At 64.0% G+C, this 15,566-nt stretch carries 13 protein-coding genes; 8 read left to right on the top strand and 5 right to left on the bottom strand.

The window, feature by feature from the left end:
* Positions 1 to 246 precede the first annotated feature (246 nt).
* On the top strand, positions 247 to 1,257 hold the full coding sequence (locus tag C2U70_RS03560) for an MBL fold metallo-hydrolase (RefSeq protein ID WP_140976483.1): 1,011 nt from the start codon (positions 247 to 249) through the stop codon (positions 1,255 to 1,257).
* Positions 1,258 to 1,296: 39 nt separating this feature from the next.
* Here C2U70_RS03560 and C2U70_RS03555 read toward each other — a convergent pair whose 3' ends face one another.
* A complete protein-coding gene (locus tag C2U70_RS03555; protein ID WP_140976482.1) occupies positions 1,297 to 1,827 on the bottom strand; it encodes a DedA family protein in 531 nt (176 codons plus the stop codon).
* Positions 1,828 to 2,151: 324 nt separating this feature from the next.
* Between C2U70_RS03555 and parE the strand changes: the two genes are divergently transcribed.
* Positions 2,152 to 4,206 (top strand): DNA topoisomerase IV subunit B, encoded by a 2,055-nt coding sequence (gene parE / locus C2U70_RS03550; RefSeq protein ID WP_140976481.1) that lies wholly within the window; start codon positions 2,152 to 2,154, stop codon positions 4,204 to 4,206.
* Positions 4,207 to 4,443: 237 nt separating this feature from the next.
* Positions 4,444 to 5,253 carry an outer membrane protein gene (locus C2U70_RS03545; protein ID WP_140976480.1) on the top strand — a complete coding sequence of 270 codons (810 nt, stop codon included), beginning with the start codon at positions 4,444 to 4,446 and terminating at the stop codon, positions 5,251 to 5,253.
* 53 nt (positions 5,254 to 5,306) lie between these two features.
* Here the strand turns inward: C2U70_RS03545 and C2U70_RS03540 are convergent, their stop codons facing one another.
* On the bottom strand, positions 5,307 to 5,960 hold the full coding sequence (locus C2U70_RS03540) for a hypothetical protein (protein WP_140976479.1): 654 nt from the start codon (positions 5,958 to 5,960) through the stop codon (positions 5,307 to 5,309).
* 143 nt (positions 5,961 to 6,103) lie between these two features.
* Between C2U70_RS03540 and C2U70_RS03535 the strand changes: the two genes are divergently transcribed.
* Together C2U70_RS03535 and C2U70_RS03530 are read left to right on the top strand one after the other, a co-directional pair.
* Positions 6,104 to 6,289 carry a hypothetical protein gene (locus C2U70_RS03535; RefSeq protein WP_140976478.1) on the top strand — a complete coding sequence of 62 codons (186 nt, stop codon included), beginning with the start codon at positions 6,104 to 6,106 and terminating at the stop codon, positions 6,287 to 6,289.
* Positions 6,290 to 6,305: 16 nt separating this feature from the next.
* Positions 6,306 to 7,076, top strand: coding sequence for an SDR family NAD(P)-dependent oxidoreductase (locus C2U70_RS03530; protein ID WP_140976477.1), 771 nt, complete (start codon positions 6,306 to 6,308; stop codon positions 7,074 to 7,076).
* Positions 7,077 to 7,175: 99 nt separating this feature from the next.
* On the opposite strand, the gene C2U70_RS03525 is transcribed toward C2U70_RS03530, so the two are convergent.
* From C2U70_RS03525 to C2U70_RS03515, 3 genes are all read right to left on the bottom strand, one after another.
* The gene (locus C2U70_RS03525) at positions 7,176 to 7,955 is read right to left on the bottom strand and encodes an outer membrane protein (RefSeq protein ID WP_140976476.1); all 780 of its coding nucleotides are present in this window, start codon (positions 7,953 to 7,955) and stop codon (positions 7,176 to 7,178) included.
* Positions 7,956 to 8,420: 465 nt separating this feature from the next.
* On the bottom strand, positions 8,421 to 9,677 hold the full coding sequence (locus tag C2U70_RS03520) for an FAD-dependent oxidoreductase (protein ID WP_140976475.1): 1,257 nt from the start codon (positions 9,675 to 9,677) through the stop codon (positions 8,421 to 8,423).
* Positions 9,678 to 9,774: 97 nt separating this feature from the next.
* A complete protein-coding gene (locus C2U70_RS03515) occupies positions 9,775 to 11,325 on the bottom strand; it encodes a caspase family protein (protein ID WP_140976474.1) in 1,551 nt (516 codons plus the stop codon).
* A gap of 190 nt (positions 11,326 to 11,515) precedes the next feature.
* Between C2U70_RS03515 and C2U70_RS03510 the strand changes: the two genes are divergently transcribed.
* The 3 genes from C2U70_RS03510 to C2U70_RS03500 all read left to right on the top strand — a co-directional run bounded on the left by C2U70_RS03510 (position 11,516) and on the right by C2U70_RS03500 (position 15,525).
* A complete protein-coding gene (locus C2U70_RS03510) occupies positions 11,516 to 12,472 on the top strand; it encodes an AraC family transcriptional regulator (protein ID WP_140976473.1) in 957 nt (318 codons plus the stop codon).
* 275 nt (positions 12,473 to 12,747) lie between these two features.
* A complete protein-coding gene (locus C2U70_RS03505; RefSeq protein WP_140976472.1) occupies positions 12,748 to 14,340 on the top strand; it encodes a DEAD/DEAH box helicase in 1,593 nt (530 codons plus the stop codon).
* 117 nt (positions 14,341 to 14,457) lie between these two features.
* A complete protein-coding gene (locus C2U70_RS03500; RefSeq protein ID WP_140976471.1) occupies positions 14,458 to 15,525 on the top strand; it encodes a GGDEF domain-containing protein in 1,068 nt (355 codons plus the stop codon).
* Positions 15,526 to 15,566: the final 41 nt, after the last annotated feature.

The following is a 15,566-nucleotide window of genomic DNA, read 5'->3' as shown; positions in this document are numbered from 1 at the left end:
GCGGCGGCGGCGACGGGCGAACAAAATGGTCGCGGCGTTGATCATGGCGCGCGGCTATAACGCCGGCGGGTTCCGCGGTCAAGCCAAAATTGCTGCGACACGACAGCAGCATGGTCTTCCGCAAGATGCGGGCTAAATTGGAGGTTGCAGCGGAATTTCCTTTCGCAAAGGGGGTTCCGGAGAGGGACTGACGCCGCCAAAGCTCCAGTCCGTGCCTTCAGCGCAACAACGTCTCAGGACCCCGCCATGACCGAGATCACCCGTCGTGCCACGCTAGCCGGCGCCGCCGCCTCGGCGCTCCTGCCTTTCACGGATTTGCCCTTCGCGAAGGTGCCGCCCGCTTACGCCGCCGCGCCCCTGGCCGAGAAGCAGAATGCGAGCTTCTACCGCTACAATGTCGGCACCCATCAGGTCACGGTGGTCTGCGACGGCGTCGCCACCGTCAACCTCGCCGACAATTATGCGGCCGGCGCCACCAAGGACGAGATCAACAAGATCTTTGCAGAGAACCATCTGCCGACCGACAAGGTCACGCACACCTTCAACCCGGTCGTCGTCAATACCGGGCCGAAACTCGTCGTGATCGACACTGGCCTGGGACCGGACCAGTTCGTGCAGACCAAGGGCAAGGTCGGCCAGTTCCACAACAACCTTGCGGCGGCCAGCATCGACCGCGCGGCGGTCGACACCGTCATCATCTCGCACTTCCACGGCGACCACATCAACGGGTTACTCGCGGCCGAGAACAAGCCGGCCTTCCCCAATGCCGAGATCATGGTGCCGGCGGTGGAATGGAAGTTCTGGATGGACGACGGCGAGATGAGCAAGGGAATGGGCAATCCCATCCTCGAAAACAACTTCAAGAACATCCGCCGCGTGTTCGACGCGCTCGGCCGCAAGGTGACACAATATGAGAGCGGCAAGGAGGTCGCGCCGGGCATCACCTCAGTCGCGAGCCCCGGTCATACACCGGGTCACAACTCGTTCGTGGTCGCGTCCGGCTCGGAGAAGGTGCTGGTGCAGGTCGACATCACCGCCGGCGCGGCGTTCCTGTTCGTCAAGCATCCAGAGTGGAACATCGCCTCCGACGTCGACAAGCCGCTGGCACAAGCGACGCGGCGCAAGCTCTACGACATGGCAATCGCCGAGAAGATGCCGATCCAGGCTTTTCACGCCGCCTTCCCCGGCCTCGTACGCGTCGAGAAGGACGGCAATGGTTATCGCTGGATCCCGTCGATCTGGAACGCGTCGCTGTAGAAGCTCTGCAGGCTCTGACCGGGCAGCGTGCCTGCCCGGTCAGAACAGGCGCCAGATCCATTCCATGATCTTGGCCATGACGTCGCCGAACAAGAGCAGCGCTGCCGACCACACCAGCGCCGAGATGAAATTGGCGGTCTGAAAGCTCCAATAGGGCATCTCGAAAATGCCGGCGGCGAGCGGCACCGAGGCGCGCAAGGGGCCGAAGAAGCGGCCGATGAAGATGCTCGGTACGCCCCAGCTTCTGACGAAGGCCTCGCCGCGCGGCAATAGCTCCGGATAGCGCGAGAGCGGCCACATCTGCGCGACGTGCTCCTTGTAGCGGAAGCCGAACCAGTAGGAGACCCAGTCGCCGAGCGCGGCGCCAATGCCGCCGGCGATCCAGATCGGATAGAAGCTGATGCCGCTGACGCCGATCAGCGCGCCGATCGCAACGAGCGCACCCCAGGCCGGGATGAGCAGCGAAATGAAGGCGAGCGATTCACCGAATGCCAGCAGGAACACAATCGGTGCCGCCCAGGCCTGATGCTCGCGCACGAATTCAGCCAGCGCGTGCGCATACTGCTCCATCTGCGAAAAAGCCTTCCCTGCCCCGCAATGTGTCCGAACCGCAGCCCCCGCCGCGTCGTCGACCGCTTGTCTTGGTCAACCGACCAAAACTGGTAAGCCAGCCCCTTGCGTGACTTCAAGTCACAAAGCCCGGCAACGGGCGGCTTCGCCCCGGCCACAGCGTCACATTGCCGGGATATTGGACCCATTGTGCGTAAAATCGCCGGGATTGACCGGCAACGACGCGCCTCTCCGGCCCGCGACGGTCACCTTTTCAGCCCATCCATGGCATAGTCGGCCCAATCGATTCGCCGCCGCGGCGCTGCTCCAGCTACATCAAGATAAATGTCCAAACCATTGAAAAAACCTGCAAAATCAAAAGACACCGACCTTTTCGAGGGGGCGGAGCCGAAGCCGCGCGCGCCGGTCAAAGTAGCCTCGCGTGGAACCGGCGGCGAGGCCGACTACACGGCTGCCGACATCGAGGTACTCGAGGGTCTGGAACCGGTGCGCCGCCGTCCCGGGATGTATATCGGCGGCACCGACGAGAAGGCGCTGCATCACCTCTTTGCCGAAGTGATCGACAACTCGATGGACGAGGCGCTGGCGGGGCATGCGACCTTCATCGGGGTGGAACTCAGCGCGGACGGGTTCCTCACCGTCACCGACAACGGCCGCGGCATTCCGATTGATCCGCACCCGAAGTTTCCAAAGAAGTCGGCGCTCGAAGTCATCATGTGCACGCTGCATTCAGGCGGCAAGTTCGACAGCAAGGTGTACGAGACCTCGGGCGGCCTGCATGGCGTCGGCATCTCCGTCGTGAACGCCCTCTCCTCATTGCTCGAGGTCGAGGTCGCGCGCAGCCAAAAACTCTATCGCATGACCTTCGAGCGCGGCCATCCCAAGGGCAAGCTCGAGGATCTCGGCAAGATCAACAACCGCCGCGGCACGCGCGTACGCTTCAAGCCCGATACCGACATCTTCGGCGCCAAGGCCGCGTTCAAGCCGCAGCGTCTGTTCAAGATGACGCGCTCCAAGGCCTATCTGTTCGGCGGCGTCGAGATCCGCTGGAATTGCGCGCCCGAGCTTCTCAAGGGCGTCGAGGACGTGCCGGCGGAAGCGACCTTCCACTTCCCTGGCGGCCTGAAGGATTATCTGGCCGCCGCGATCCACGCCGACACGCTGGTGCATCCCGACATCTTCTCCGGCAAGTCGGGCCGCAACGGCGCGCATGGCGCCTGCGAATGGGCCGTGGCGTGGACCGCGGATGCCGACGGCTTCCTGTCTTCCTACACCAACACCGTGCCGACGCCCGATGGCGGCACCCATGAATCCGGCCTGCGCAGCGCGCTGCTGCGCGGCCTGAAGGATCACGCCGAGCGTGTCGGCCAGGGCAAGCGCGCGGCCTCCGTCACGTCTGAGGACGTGATGGTGGGCGCGGCCGTGATGCTCTCTGTGTTCGTGCGCGAGCCTGAATTCCAGGGCCAGACCAAGGACCGCCTCGCCACTGCCGAAGCGCAGCGCATTGTCGAGCAGGCGATGAAGGATCCGTTCGACCATTGGCTGTCCGGCAATCCGAACATGGCGAACCGGCTGCTCGATTTCGTGGTCGATCGCGCCGAAGAGCGCCTGCGCCGACGCCAGGAAAAGGAAACCGCGCGGAAAACCGCGGGCAAAAAACTCCGCCTGCCCGGCAAGCTCGCCGACTGCAGCGACGCCGGCACCGAAGGCTCAGAACTCTTCATCGTGGAGGGTGACTCGGCAGGCGGCAGCGCAAAACAGGCGCGCGATCGCAAGACCCAGGCCGTGCTGCCCCTGCGCGGCAAGATCCTCAACGTCGCCTCCGCCGGCAAGGACAAGCTGGCGGCGAACGCCCAGCTCAGCGATCTTGTGCAGGCGATTGGGTGCGGCATGCTCGCGCAGTATCGCGAAGAGGATCTGCGCTACCAGCGCATCATCATCATGACCGACGCTGACGTCGACGGCGCCCACATCGCTTCGTTGCTGATCACCTTCTTTTATCAGCAGATGCGGCCGCTGATCGACCAGGGTCACCTCTTCCTGGCGGTGCCGCCGCTCTACAAGCTCACCCACGGCTCCAAATCGGTCTACGCCCGCGACGACGCGCACAAGGAGGCGCTGATCAAGAGCGAGTTCAATGCCAACGCCAAGGTCGAGGTGAACCGCTTCAAAGGCCTCGGCGAGATGATGCCGGCGCAATTGAAGGAAACTACCATGGACCCGGCGCGGCGCACGCTGCTGAAGGTGGTGCTGCTCGCCGATGACCGTGACACCACGGCCGATTCGGTGGAGCGGTTGATGGGCACCAAGGCCGAGGCACGCTTTGCCTTCATTTCGGACAAGGCCGAGTTCGCCAGCGAAGAAATGCTGGACGTGTGAGACAGGGCGGCGGCGCCGAAAGCAGGTCGCCCCGTCTAATCCATTGAAATCAAATCATAATGCCGTCCCACCGCGGGGCGCGGGAAAGTGTGTCCTCCGTACAACTGCGGAGCGTTTTCCGCTCACTGTGCCCGCCCGGCAACAGCATTTCCGCCGAGACCGTCTATGATCTGGGCATCAGTTGACACGGAATCGGTGCGCTCGCGCCATAGACGAACCAAGGTTGGGGATTTCGATATGAAAAAGATTTTGCTCGCTTTGACCGCGGCTGCGGCGATGACCGGATCGGCTTTTGCCGCTGATATGGCTCCGCGCACCTATGCCAAGGCTCCCCCGCCGGCTCCCGCGGCCTCGTGGACCGGTTGCTGGATCAGCGGCGGCGGCGGCTACGGACTGTTCCGCGTCAATCATGACGAGCGGGTTGCTGGCGTCGCCACCATCGACAACGCAACAGCGGGCGGTGACGGTTGGCTGGCCACGGTGGGCGGCGGTTGCGATTACCAATTCTCGAACCGCTGGGTGGTTGGCGCCTTCGCTGACGGCACTTGGTCCGACATCAAGGGCGACGGCATGGCCCGCATCTTTGGCGTCGGCGACGCCGCGATCGGCCGGCTGACCAACGACTGGAGCTGGGCCGTCGGCGGCCGCGTCGGTTACGTCGTGAACCCGAACTTCCTGACCTACTTCAGCGGCGGTTACACGCAAGCCCACTTCAAGCAGCAGAACTTCAACACCGCCTTCCTGCCTTCGACGGTGACCGGCGTTGCGCTGCCGGGCCAGACATTTGATGGCCTCTTCCTCGGGTCTGGTGTGGAATACGCGTTCGATTGGCTGCCGGGTCTCTTCATCAAGACCGAAGGCCGCGCAGCCTGGTACAACCGCAAGGACTCGGTCCCGTTCTGCGCCACGGCTGGTTCGATCTGCGCAGGTCCGGGCCTCCTGAACGGCGGCCTCGATACCGACTCGCGTAAGCCGATCGTCTACACGGCGAAGACCGAGCTGGTTTATCGCTTCAACTGGGGCGGTCCGGTCGTCGCGAAGTACTGATCCGACCTCGATCTCAAACGTCAAAAGCCCCGGCATCGTCCGGGGCTTTTTCGTTATGAGGCTCGGTTGCGGACACTCTCCTTCAGCGCCTGATAGGCCTTGCCGAGCATTGCCTCGATGTCGGCCCAATCGGCGTCGGTAATCGCAGAGCCCCTTGCATCGCGAAGCGCCATGGCCTCCGCGCGCAGCGTGCCGAACTGCTTGATGCCTTCATCATCGGCGCTCTTGCCATAGGTCAGCGAAGTGACGCGCGCGATGGTCAGCCCATAGGTCTGCGGAGCGATCGCCTCGCGTCGGGCCTGCCACCAGTCGAGTTCGAGGCGCGCGGCCTCCTCGACGTCGAAACCCACTGGCGCAGCGGACGCGAGATCCCAGTAATAGACGATCAGCGGCGGCAAGGCCGCATCGGCTTCAGCACGCGATCGTGTCGGCTGGAATAACTGCGCGGCATTGGCCGCGGCAAACGCGATGTGCAGGCTCCTGAGCGGCGAGAAGCCGAACTGGGTCCGCGTCGATTCATAGAGGTGGTAGAACAGCGCGCCATAGCGCTTGTCGTAATAGTCGCGCCACATCGCTGTCTCGAGCCGCGCCATGCCGGCGGGATCGAAGGCGCGCAGATCGGCCCGGCGCGGCACGGCCGCATAGGCCAGGATCAGCGCGCCAGCCAGCCCACCGACCAACACGGCGCGCAAGACGGTCTTTCGCATCGACGTGAGCACGCTCCTGCTTCCCCGGCCATTGTATCCAAACCGAAGCTACGGCTAGTCTGCGCTCCAGGTTTTCGCGACACGGCCAGCCACGAAGGCGTGGCGATGCTGCACCGCGACAAAGCAGACCATGGGAGGGACACATGCGCAGATTTCTGCTGATCGCAGGCTTGTTCGCGCTCGCCATCGGCTTGCTCTGGATCGGACAAGGCACGGGGACGTTTCCCTGGCCTCGATCGAGCTTCATGATCGCGCAACTGCAATGGGCCGGCTATGGCGCCGCCATGGCCGGTTTCGGACTGGTGCTGATCTGGCAAGCAACGACTTAAGAAAAGGAATGACAGCATGACATCCAGTCCATTCGATCTCCGCGGCAAGGTTGCGGTCGTCACCGGCGGCAATGGCGGCATCGGGCTCGGCATGGCCCACGGGCTCGCCGACGCCGGTGCCGATATCGCCGTGGTCGGGCGCAATGAAGCCAAATCGGCAGCGGCTGTGGCGGACCTCAGGCAGCGCGGTGTCAAGGCGATCGCGGTGACCACCGACGTCACCGACAAGGCGGCGGTCGCCGCGATGGTGGATCGCGTCGTGAAGGAACTCGGCCGTATCGACATCCTCATCAACAACGCCGGCATGAGCATCCGCAAGCCGCCGCACGAGCTCGAGCTCGACGAGTGGAACAAGGTGATCGATACCAACCTCACCAGCGCCTTCGTGTGTTCGAAGCTGGCCTATCCGGCGCTGAAGGCGTCGGGCAACGGCAAGGTGATCAATATCGGCTCGATGATGTCGATCTTCGGCGCGAGCTTCGCCACCGCCTATGCGGCAAGCAAGGGCGGCATCGTGCAGTACACCCGCGCCTGCGCCAATGCCTGGGCGCCCGACAACATCCAGGTCAACGCCATTTTGCCGGGCTGGATCGACACCGACCTCACCCGCGGGGCGCGCAAGGAGGTCACGGGCCTGCACGAGCGCGTCCTCGCGCGCACGCCCGCCGGCCGCTGGGGCCACATCGACGATTTCGCCGGCATTGCGGTGTTCCTGGCCTCGCCGGCCTCGAACTTCGTCACGGGCACCGCGATCCCGGTCGATGGCGGATTTTCCGTGATGGCGTGAGGATCCACACCGACAAAGAAAAGGCCCCGGACGATGCCGGGGCCTTCAGTTGTTGGCAGTGACCAGACTTCTTCGAGAATATCGGCAGCTTCGAAAATATCAGTAGCGCGCGACGACGGGGTTGCCGAACTTGTAGCTCGCGCGAACCACGGCCCACTGCATGTCGCGGGGCTTTGCGTCGAACGTGTAGGTGCCGGCCGCGGTGCCCGCGAGCTGATAGCTCTGGCTCGTGAAGGACGCGTAGTTGTATTCGAGGCCGACGATCCAGTTCGGGGTGATGCCGTATTCCCAGCCGGCGCCGACGGTCCAGCCATTGGCCCAGTGCGTCTGACCGCCCGAGCCGGTTGACGGGTTAGCGACGTTGTCGACGACGGAGAGACGGTTGTTCGCACCGGCGTAGCCGCCCTTGGCGTAGAACAGGTTGTTGTTCACGGCGACGCCGGCGCGGCCGACGATCGTCGCGAGCACGTTGGTGCGCCAGCTAAACTGGTCGTCGAGACCGACACCGAACACCGTGTTGTTGACGGTGCCGGAATTGCTCAGGCCGGAAATGGTGCCTTCAAGACCGAACACGAACTGGCTGGCCTGCCAGTTGTAGCCGATCTGCGCGCCGCCCAGGACGCCCGCGCCGCGCTGACGAAAGCCCTGCCCCGGCGCGAGATCGCCGAACGCCGTGGTGTTGGCGCTGTTGATCCACTGCTGATTGGTCCAGGCGCCGCCGACATGACCGCCGACATAGAAGCCTGTCCAGTTGAAAAGCGGCTCGGCGTAGATCGGCGCCTTCGTGTAGGGCCGCGCGCCAAGGTCGGCGGCGGAAGCAGCACCGCTCGCGACGAGCGCGGTCGTGCAGGCGAAGGCGGCAATCAACTTGGAACGCATGGTACACCCCGTTTCTTTGATGGGCGCACGCTCACAGACAGTTCTTACTCAAATTTGAATCAACAAAGTTAAGCCGCGGGATCGACGCGCGGCGCGCTTCGAATCCCCATGCGCTGTTGCACGCAGGCAACGATCGGCGCGCACTTTAACGCGCCGTTATCCTTACCAAATTGCGGCTGGGGTGCGCGCATGAGCCTCCTCCTATTTGCGCCGGTACGGGAGCAAAGCTTCATAGAACTCTGCGTCGCTTACAGGTCTGCCATCGAGATCGGTTATCTTGCAGTCCCAGTAACCATCGCGCTGGAAGTGACTGATGGCATCCCAAGCGCTAGGTGCGTCGGCAAAGGTCTCGCGATATGGCGCCGACTGTCCTTCCAAAATCCATTCGATGATATATCCCACCGACGCCCCTCACATCCTTGCCTGCTCTCTCGGCCGGTCGATCGCGCTCGCACTGCCGAACTCTCACATCGCCTTGACGACCGGGGAATGCACGTGTTCCGGCCGCACGCCAAGTGCGATGAAGCGCGCGGGAATTCCCTGCAGCCAGGGTAGCGCCGTGAGCAGCCGCACGACAAGCGGAACCTTCAGCGGTTGATTGCCTGAGGCAAGCGCGCCGCTGATGATGTTGTTCTGCACGACGATCTGCATGCGCTGCGTCATCTTCACGGGGAATTCTCGGCGCCGGCGCACGGCGTCGAGCTCCTCCTCGGACGGACAGCCGATCCTTATCTTGGCCGCCAGCAGATTGGCCGTCGCCACCGCATCCTGCACGGCGAGATTGACGCCGACACCGCCGACCGGCGACATCGCATGCGCGGCGTCGCCGATGCACAACAGCCCCGGCCGCGTCCAGCGCGCGAGGCGATTGATCGCAACGGTCAGCAGCTTGACGTCGTCCCAGCTCTTGACGTCGGCAATTCCGGTCTTGAGGATCGGCGCCATGCGGACGATGTCGTCGAGCAGCGCCTGAAGCCCCCTCGCCTTGACTGACTCAAACTGTCCCTTGGCGATGACGTAAGCGCATTGCCAATAGTCGCCGCGATCGAAGGTGATCATCATCTTGCCCGGTTCGACGCGGGCAAACACGTTCTCGGTCTCATTGGCCTTGCGGGCAGCGCGAAACCACAGCACGTCCATCGGCGCGCCGATCTCCTCGACGACGAGGCCTGCCCGCGCGCGCACCGTCGAATGACGACCGTCGCAGGCGATGGTCAGATCGGCTTCGATGTCGATGGGACCATCTGGCGTATTGGCACGCACGCCGGCGATCGCGTCACCGCGGCGGATCAGGTCGGTCGCCTCCGTGCTCATCATGACCTTGAGCGAGGTAAAGCGCTGGCCGGCCTCGCGCAGAAAATTCAGAAAATCCCATTGCGGCATGAAGGCTATAAAAGGGTATTTCGTGTCGAGCCGGGCGAGATCGGCGATCCGCACGGGTGTGCCGCCGAACATGCCGTCCATCTTCTGCAGGCGTTGATGCGGCAGCTTGAGGAAACCGTCGATCAGGCCGAGCTCGTCCATCACCTGAAGCGTCGAGGGATGCACGGTGTCGCCGCGAAAGTCGCGGAAGAAGTCGGCGTGCTTCTCCAGCACCACGACGTCGACGCCGGCGCGTCCCAGGAGATAGCCGAGCATCATGCCGGCGGGCCCGCCGCCGACGATGCAACAGCGGACTCTTTTGGCGCGACTTAAAGGCTGTCCTGGGGAGGTTGCATCCATGATCCGGCCTTTGGATTGATCTTCGGCCGGGATTGTAGCGCGAGTTTATGCAGCGCGCAGCACAGTCGATCCGTCATCCCCGCGCAACGGCACGAGATCAATTATTGCTGCGGTTCGCCGTGCGAAAGCTCTTGATCTCGGAGACGCTGCCGTCGCGGTAGGTCAGCTCGACCGAGATGAACTGCGTCGCCGGGTTGAGCTTCGCGTAGAGCGGCATGCCAGCGGAGACCGCGGTCGGGTCGCGCATGTCGCAGGGCGGCATGGCGAGGACCTGGTTGGGAACCGCGCTGTCGATGCCGATCTTCACCTCGCGGATCGCGCACCGATACGACACCAGATGGGTGTAGTAGACCAGCAGCCCGTTGAACTGGCGGAACGACAGCCAGCTATTGGCGGTCATGTCGAGGATCTTGCGCTGGTCGCGGATCAGCGCGGCTTCGGGGTCGAACTTGATCGGGAACGGCCCCTGCATCTCGCCGGAGGCGTCGACATAGCGCACCTGGATTGTGGCGGCCGGCGCGTCGGAGGGAAGCTCGATCGAGGGATTGGGCATGCGCTTGCGCGTGCGCGAATCCAGTGTGTCGAGGAAACCGGTCTCGCGGAAGTCCCCGCTCTCGCCCATGCGCCAGGAGATGCCGAGCGTGGGGTCGGCGATCGAGAACACGACGGTCCAGCCGCCATTGTGGCGCGAGAACATCGCGATCGGCGCATTGAGGGATTCTTCCTTCGGCACCTTCAACGGCGCAACCGGCGGCAGGGCTGCGACCTTCATCGGTGCATCGGCCGGCCGCGCGTTGGGATTCGGCGCCGACGAATCCGATGCAACCTTGTCAGATGCCGGCTTGGCCGTCCCGGTCAAGAACACGTCGTCGACCATCTGGTCGAAATAGACAGGCACCTGCTTGTGCTTCACGGTGTCGGCCAGTTCGCTGACCGTCCGGCGGGTGTGCTGCGCCACCTGCACGAGGTTGATGCCGGGCTGCAGCAGCTCCTTGGCGAAGGTGCGCGTGAACACCGAATTGGGATTGGCGTCGTCGTTGGAGAGACGATCGAGCGCGGTCTGGCGCGGACCTGCCGAAAATACCGAGAACACACCTTCTGGCAGTTGCACCATCGGCGCAAGTCCGCCGCTACCGGCGACCGCGCGCGTGCCGGAACGCTCGAACGGATTGTTGCGGCAGGCATCGAACACCAGGATCGAGGTGCGCGCCTTCTTGTTCTGCAAGCGCTCGACGATGCGGTCGGCGAGGATGGAGGAATCGCGCACCAGCTCCTCCTGACCTTCAGTCGCCGCCGGCACGTCGGTCGGCAGCAGGTAGTTCTGGCCCGCGATCTCGAAGCCGTGGCCGGCGTAGAAAAAGAACGCGGTGTCGCCGGGCTCGATCGCCTTGTCGAAGGCGAGCAGCGTCTCGGAGAATGCTTGCCGGCTCTGGTTCTCGGCGACCATCACGGCAAAGCCGAGCTGGCGCAGCGTATCGCCCATGGTGCGGGCGTCGTTCACCGCCTTCAGCAGCTTTGGCACGTTCCGGTAGTCATTGTTCCCGATGACGAGGGCCACGCGCTTTGCGGCCTCTGCGGGGACCGCTGACGACAGCAGGCCCGCGGCAACGCCGAGTGACGCCAGGATTCTGAAAAGCGGTCGCATCATCGAAGGTTATCCCGTTGCAGGAGAGGTTTGCGGTTCCTGCCGCCGCTGATGGATAGTCGGCCGAGGCATATCGGCGGTTCAAAAACCGCCCCAGGAGTTGACCGGGTCACCCTGCCGCATGATGTTAACTAGCGGGTTCGGCTGGAATCTGCTCTCTGTTTGGCCAATACCTGTCTCATCGAGGTTTTCCGTGTACTCCTGGTGTACAGACGAAGTCGAACCGCAGAACCGCTTCGACTATTGGCGTGAGGTGCGCTCCAAGGGACTGTTTGGCGTCACGGCTGAACTTGAACGCGAGCAGCGCGCGGACTTCTTCGGCGAGTTCTCACTGCGCAAGGTCGGGGATGCCGGTCTCGTCGAGTTGCGGGCCTCCCCATACCGCGTCGAGCGGAGCGAGGCGGACATTGCCGACGCACCGGGCGACAGCATCTGCGTCTATCAGCAGCTCGGCGGCGGCGGCTGGTTCGGCGGCCTGCCCGGCGATGATTTTGCCATCGACAGCGGCAGCTTCGCGACGAGCTATACCGACCTGCCCTACCGCACCGCGCCGCTTGGCAATGCCGGCTTTCACCTGCGCATCCTGAAGATCCCTGCAGCGCACGTGCCTGCGCCGGCGCGCCAATTGCGCGGCCTCACCGCGAAGACCTTTGCGGATGGCACGCTGGCGCCGCTCGTGACGTCCTGCTTCACAGATCTCGTCGAAGGCACCGCCGCCGGGGATCACGCCACGCCGCAGGTTCAGGCCCTGGCGCAACTGGCGCTGATCGAGCGCGGCGTCGTCAACCGCAACAGCCGCCGCGGACAGCACGCACTGCGGGTCGGACGGCTGTCGTTGGCGCGGCGGCTGATCGGGCGCCACATGGCCAACCCCGAACTGTCGCCCGCCATGGTGGCGGACCTGCTCGGCGTCTCCGTCCGCCACATGCACATGCTGTTCGAAATGGCGGAGCGGAGCTTCTCCCAGACCGTGACCGAGGCCCGCCTCACCCACAGCCGCCGACTGCTGGTCGATGCGCCTGAGCGGCTGATTGCCGACATCGCTTTTGCCTCCGGCTTCGAGAGCCTGGCGACCTTCTACCGGGCCTTCAACTCCGCTTTCGGCATGGCGCCGGGCGATTTCCGGAACCAGCAGGCGGCCTCGGCCTAGAGCCATTCCAGGCCCGAAAAGCTCAGCCTCGCCCGCAATTTGAGCAAAAACCTTAGGGTTTTTAGGACCTTCCCGCGGCTGCTCCATTGACTTTGGCCGATTCCACCCTATGTTCCGGGTCGACGCGGCTCGGTATCGAAAAGCGATTCCTGAGCTTGGCGCTTTGTTCGCGTGAGTCAGCACCCCCAGCTTCTTTGAGAGCGCGCCGTTTCGGGGTGGAACGCGACAGCCTTAATTACCCTCGATTCCGAACGGCGGTTTCGACCAGAGGCTCAATGTCCTTTTCCAATCTCGGACTATCCGAAAAAGTCCTCGCCGCAGTCGCGGCCACAGGTTACACCACCCCCACCCCCATCCAGGAACAGGCGATCCCTCACGTCCTTGCCCGCAAGGACGTCCTCGGCATCGCCCAGACCGGCACCGGCAAGACCGCGGCCTTCGTGCTGCCGATGCTCACCATCCTCGAAAAGGGTCGCGCCCGGGCACGCATGCCGCGCACCCTGATCCTCGAGCCGACCCGCGAGCTCGCAGCGCAAGTCAAAGAGAACTTTGACCGCTACGGCGCCGGCCAGAAGCTCAACGTCGCGCTGCTGATCGGCGGCGTTTCGTTCGGCGACCAGGACGCCAAGCTGACGCGCGGCGTCGATGTGCTGATCGCAACACCCGGCCGCCTGCTCGACCACACCGAGCGCGGCGGCCTGCTGCTCACCGGCGTCGAGCTGCTCGTCATCGACGAAGCCGACCGCATGCTGGACATGGGCTTCATCCCCGACATCGAGCGCATCTGCAAGCTCGTCCCCTTCACGCGGCAGACCCTGTTCTTCACCGCGACCATGCCGCCGGAAATCCGGCGCATCACCGAAACCTTCCTGCACAACCCGCAGAAGGTCGAAGTCTCCAAGCCCGCGACGACCGCCGTAACCGTCACGCAGTCCCAGGTGCCCGCCGGGCGCGAGGCGCACGAGAAGCGCGAACTGCTCCGCCGCCTGCTGCGCGAGGCCAAGGATCTCAAGAACGCGATCATCTTCTGCAATCGCAAGCGCGAAGTCGCCATCGTTCACAAATCGCTGCAGAAGCACGGTTTCAGCGTCGGCGCATTGCACGGCGACATGGATCAGCCGGCCCGCATGGCGGCGCTGGAGCAGTTCCGCAAGGGCGAGCTTCCGCTGCTGGTCGCCTCCGACGTCGCCGCCCGCGGCCTCGACATTCCCGAGGTCAGCCACGTCTTCAATTTCGACGTTCCCCACCATCCCGACGACTACGTCCATCGCGTCGGCCGTACGGGACGCGCGGGCCGCACCGGCACCGCGATCTCGATGGTGACGCCGCTCGACCAGAAGTCGATGGCGGCCATCGAAAAGCTGATCGGCCAAACCATTCCGCGCGCCGAAGGCGATTACGACATCCGCAGCGAAGGTGCTGATGCATCCGAACGTCCGCGCGAAGGGCGTGGCGGCCGGGAGCGCTCCCGTGGCGGCCGCGGCAGATCACCGCGCGGACACGATCGCGAGCGCGGCCAAGAGGCGCGCGAGCGCAATCAGGAGGCGCGCGAGCGCACCCACGAGCCGCGTGAAGCGCGCAGCCAGGAAGCGCGTGAGCAACCGCGTGAACGAAGCCAGGAGCCGCGCGAGCGCCATCAGGAATCGCGTGAGCGCAATCATGAGCCGCGCGAACAGCGCAGCCACGAGCACCGGCATGCTTCCGATGCGCGCAAGCGCGCGCGTCCGCAGGCCGATACGTCAAACGTGCCGTCGATCGGCCGTCCCGAGCCGCGTCGCGCGCAGCGTCCGGCCGACACCGAGCCCGGCGATCACTCCCACCTCCCCGCGTTCCTGCTGCGACCCGTTCGCACTCCCGCAGGTGCGTGATATGTGAACGGCCGCTGGCCGTAAATTTACGGGTCGTTCACACTCGTCCTCTAGTCTGAGACCATAATTTAAGCATTGCTGCGATCGGGTGAAACCGATCGCTGTGGGGAATGTTCTGTGGTCAAGGCGCTCGACGAACACGAACGCACGATGGCGTTTGCCGAAGTGGCCCTTGGCCAGATTCGCTCACTCCGGCAAACGGCGATTCCCCGCAACTACGAGATCTGGTACGTCTACGCGACCGGATATAATGCCCCCCTCAACAAGATCATCAACGAGACGCTGGCGCGCCACGGCAAGTTGACCGAGGCCGATCTCGAGCAGATCTACGAGACCTATCTCTCCCACATCAAGACCACCGACCGCATCGACAAGGTCGGCGCGCGCGTCATCGGCGAGATCGACGACGTGATGAAGCTGCTGGGCGAAGCGCTCGGCATGTCGGCCGTCTACGATGCGAGCCTGTCGGGCGCCACGAAAAAACTGTCCTCTGCCAAAGGCGCCGAGCAGGTCAAGGCGATCGTCGAGACGCTGATCAAGTCGACGCACGAGATGCGCGAGACCAACAAGGCGCTGGAGGACCGGCTGACGCTGTCCAAGAGCGAGATCAGCAATCTCCAGCAGAGCCTCGAAGCGATCCGCGCCGAGAGCCTGACCGATCCGCTCACGGGGCTCGGCAACCGCAAGTATTTCGACCGCATGATCGGCATGGCCGTGCAGAACGCGCTCGCCAGCGGCGAGCCGCTGTCGCTGCTGCTGTTCGACATCGACCATTTCAAATCGTTCAACGATTCCTACGGCCACCTCACCGGCGACCAGGTGCTGCGGCTCGTCGGCCTGTCACTGAAGCAGACGATCAAGGGCCAGGACATCACCGCGCGCTATGGCGGCGAGGAATTCGCTGTCGTGCTGCCCAACACCGCGCTACGCCAGGCGCTCACGGTCGCCGATCACATCCGCCGCGCCGTCATGGCGAAGGAATTGAAGAAGAAGTCGACCGGCGAGATTCTCGGCCGCGTCACCATCTCGGTCGGCGTCTCCATGCTCAAGCAGGGCGACGACACCTATTCACTGATCGAGCGCGCCGATGCCTGCCTCTATGCAGCGAAGCGCAACGGCCGCAATCGCGTGATCTGCGAAGTCGATCCGGAATACGTCAGCGAGACGCGCAGCCAGGTGGCGTGAGGCGCGAGCCGCCACTCGCACCCTTGACATCACCCTGAGAC

This window comes from Bradyrhizobium guangdongense (assembly GCF_006483445.1).
Taxonomy (GTDB): domain Bacteria; phylum Pseudomonadota; class Alphaproteobacteria; order Rhizobiales; family Xanthobacteraceae; genus Bradyrhizobium; species Bradyrhizobium guangdongense_A.
The sequence above is the reverse complement of the archived record's forward strand: the minus strand, read 5'-3'. Positions and strand labels throughout refer to the sequence as shown.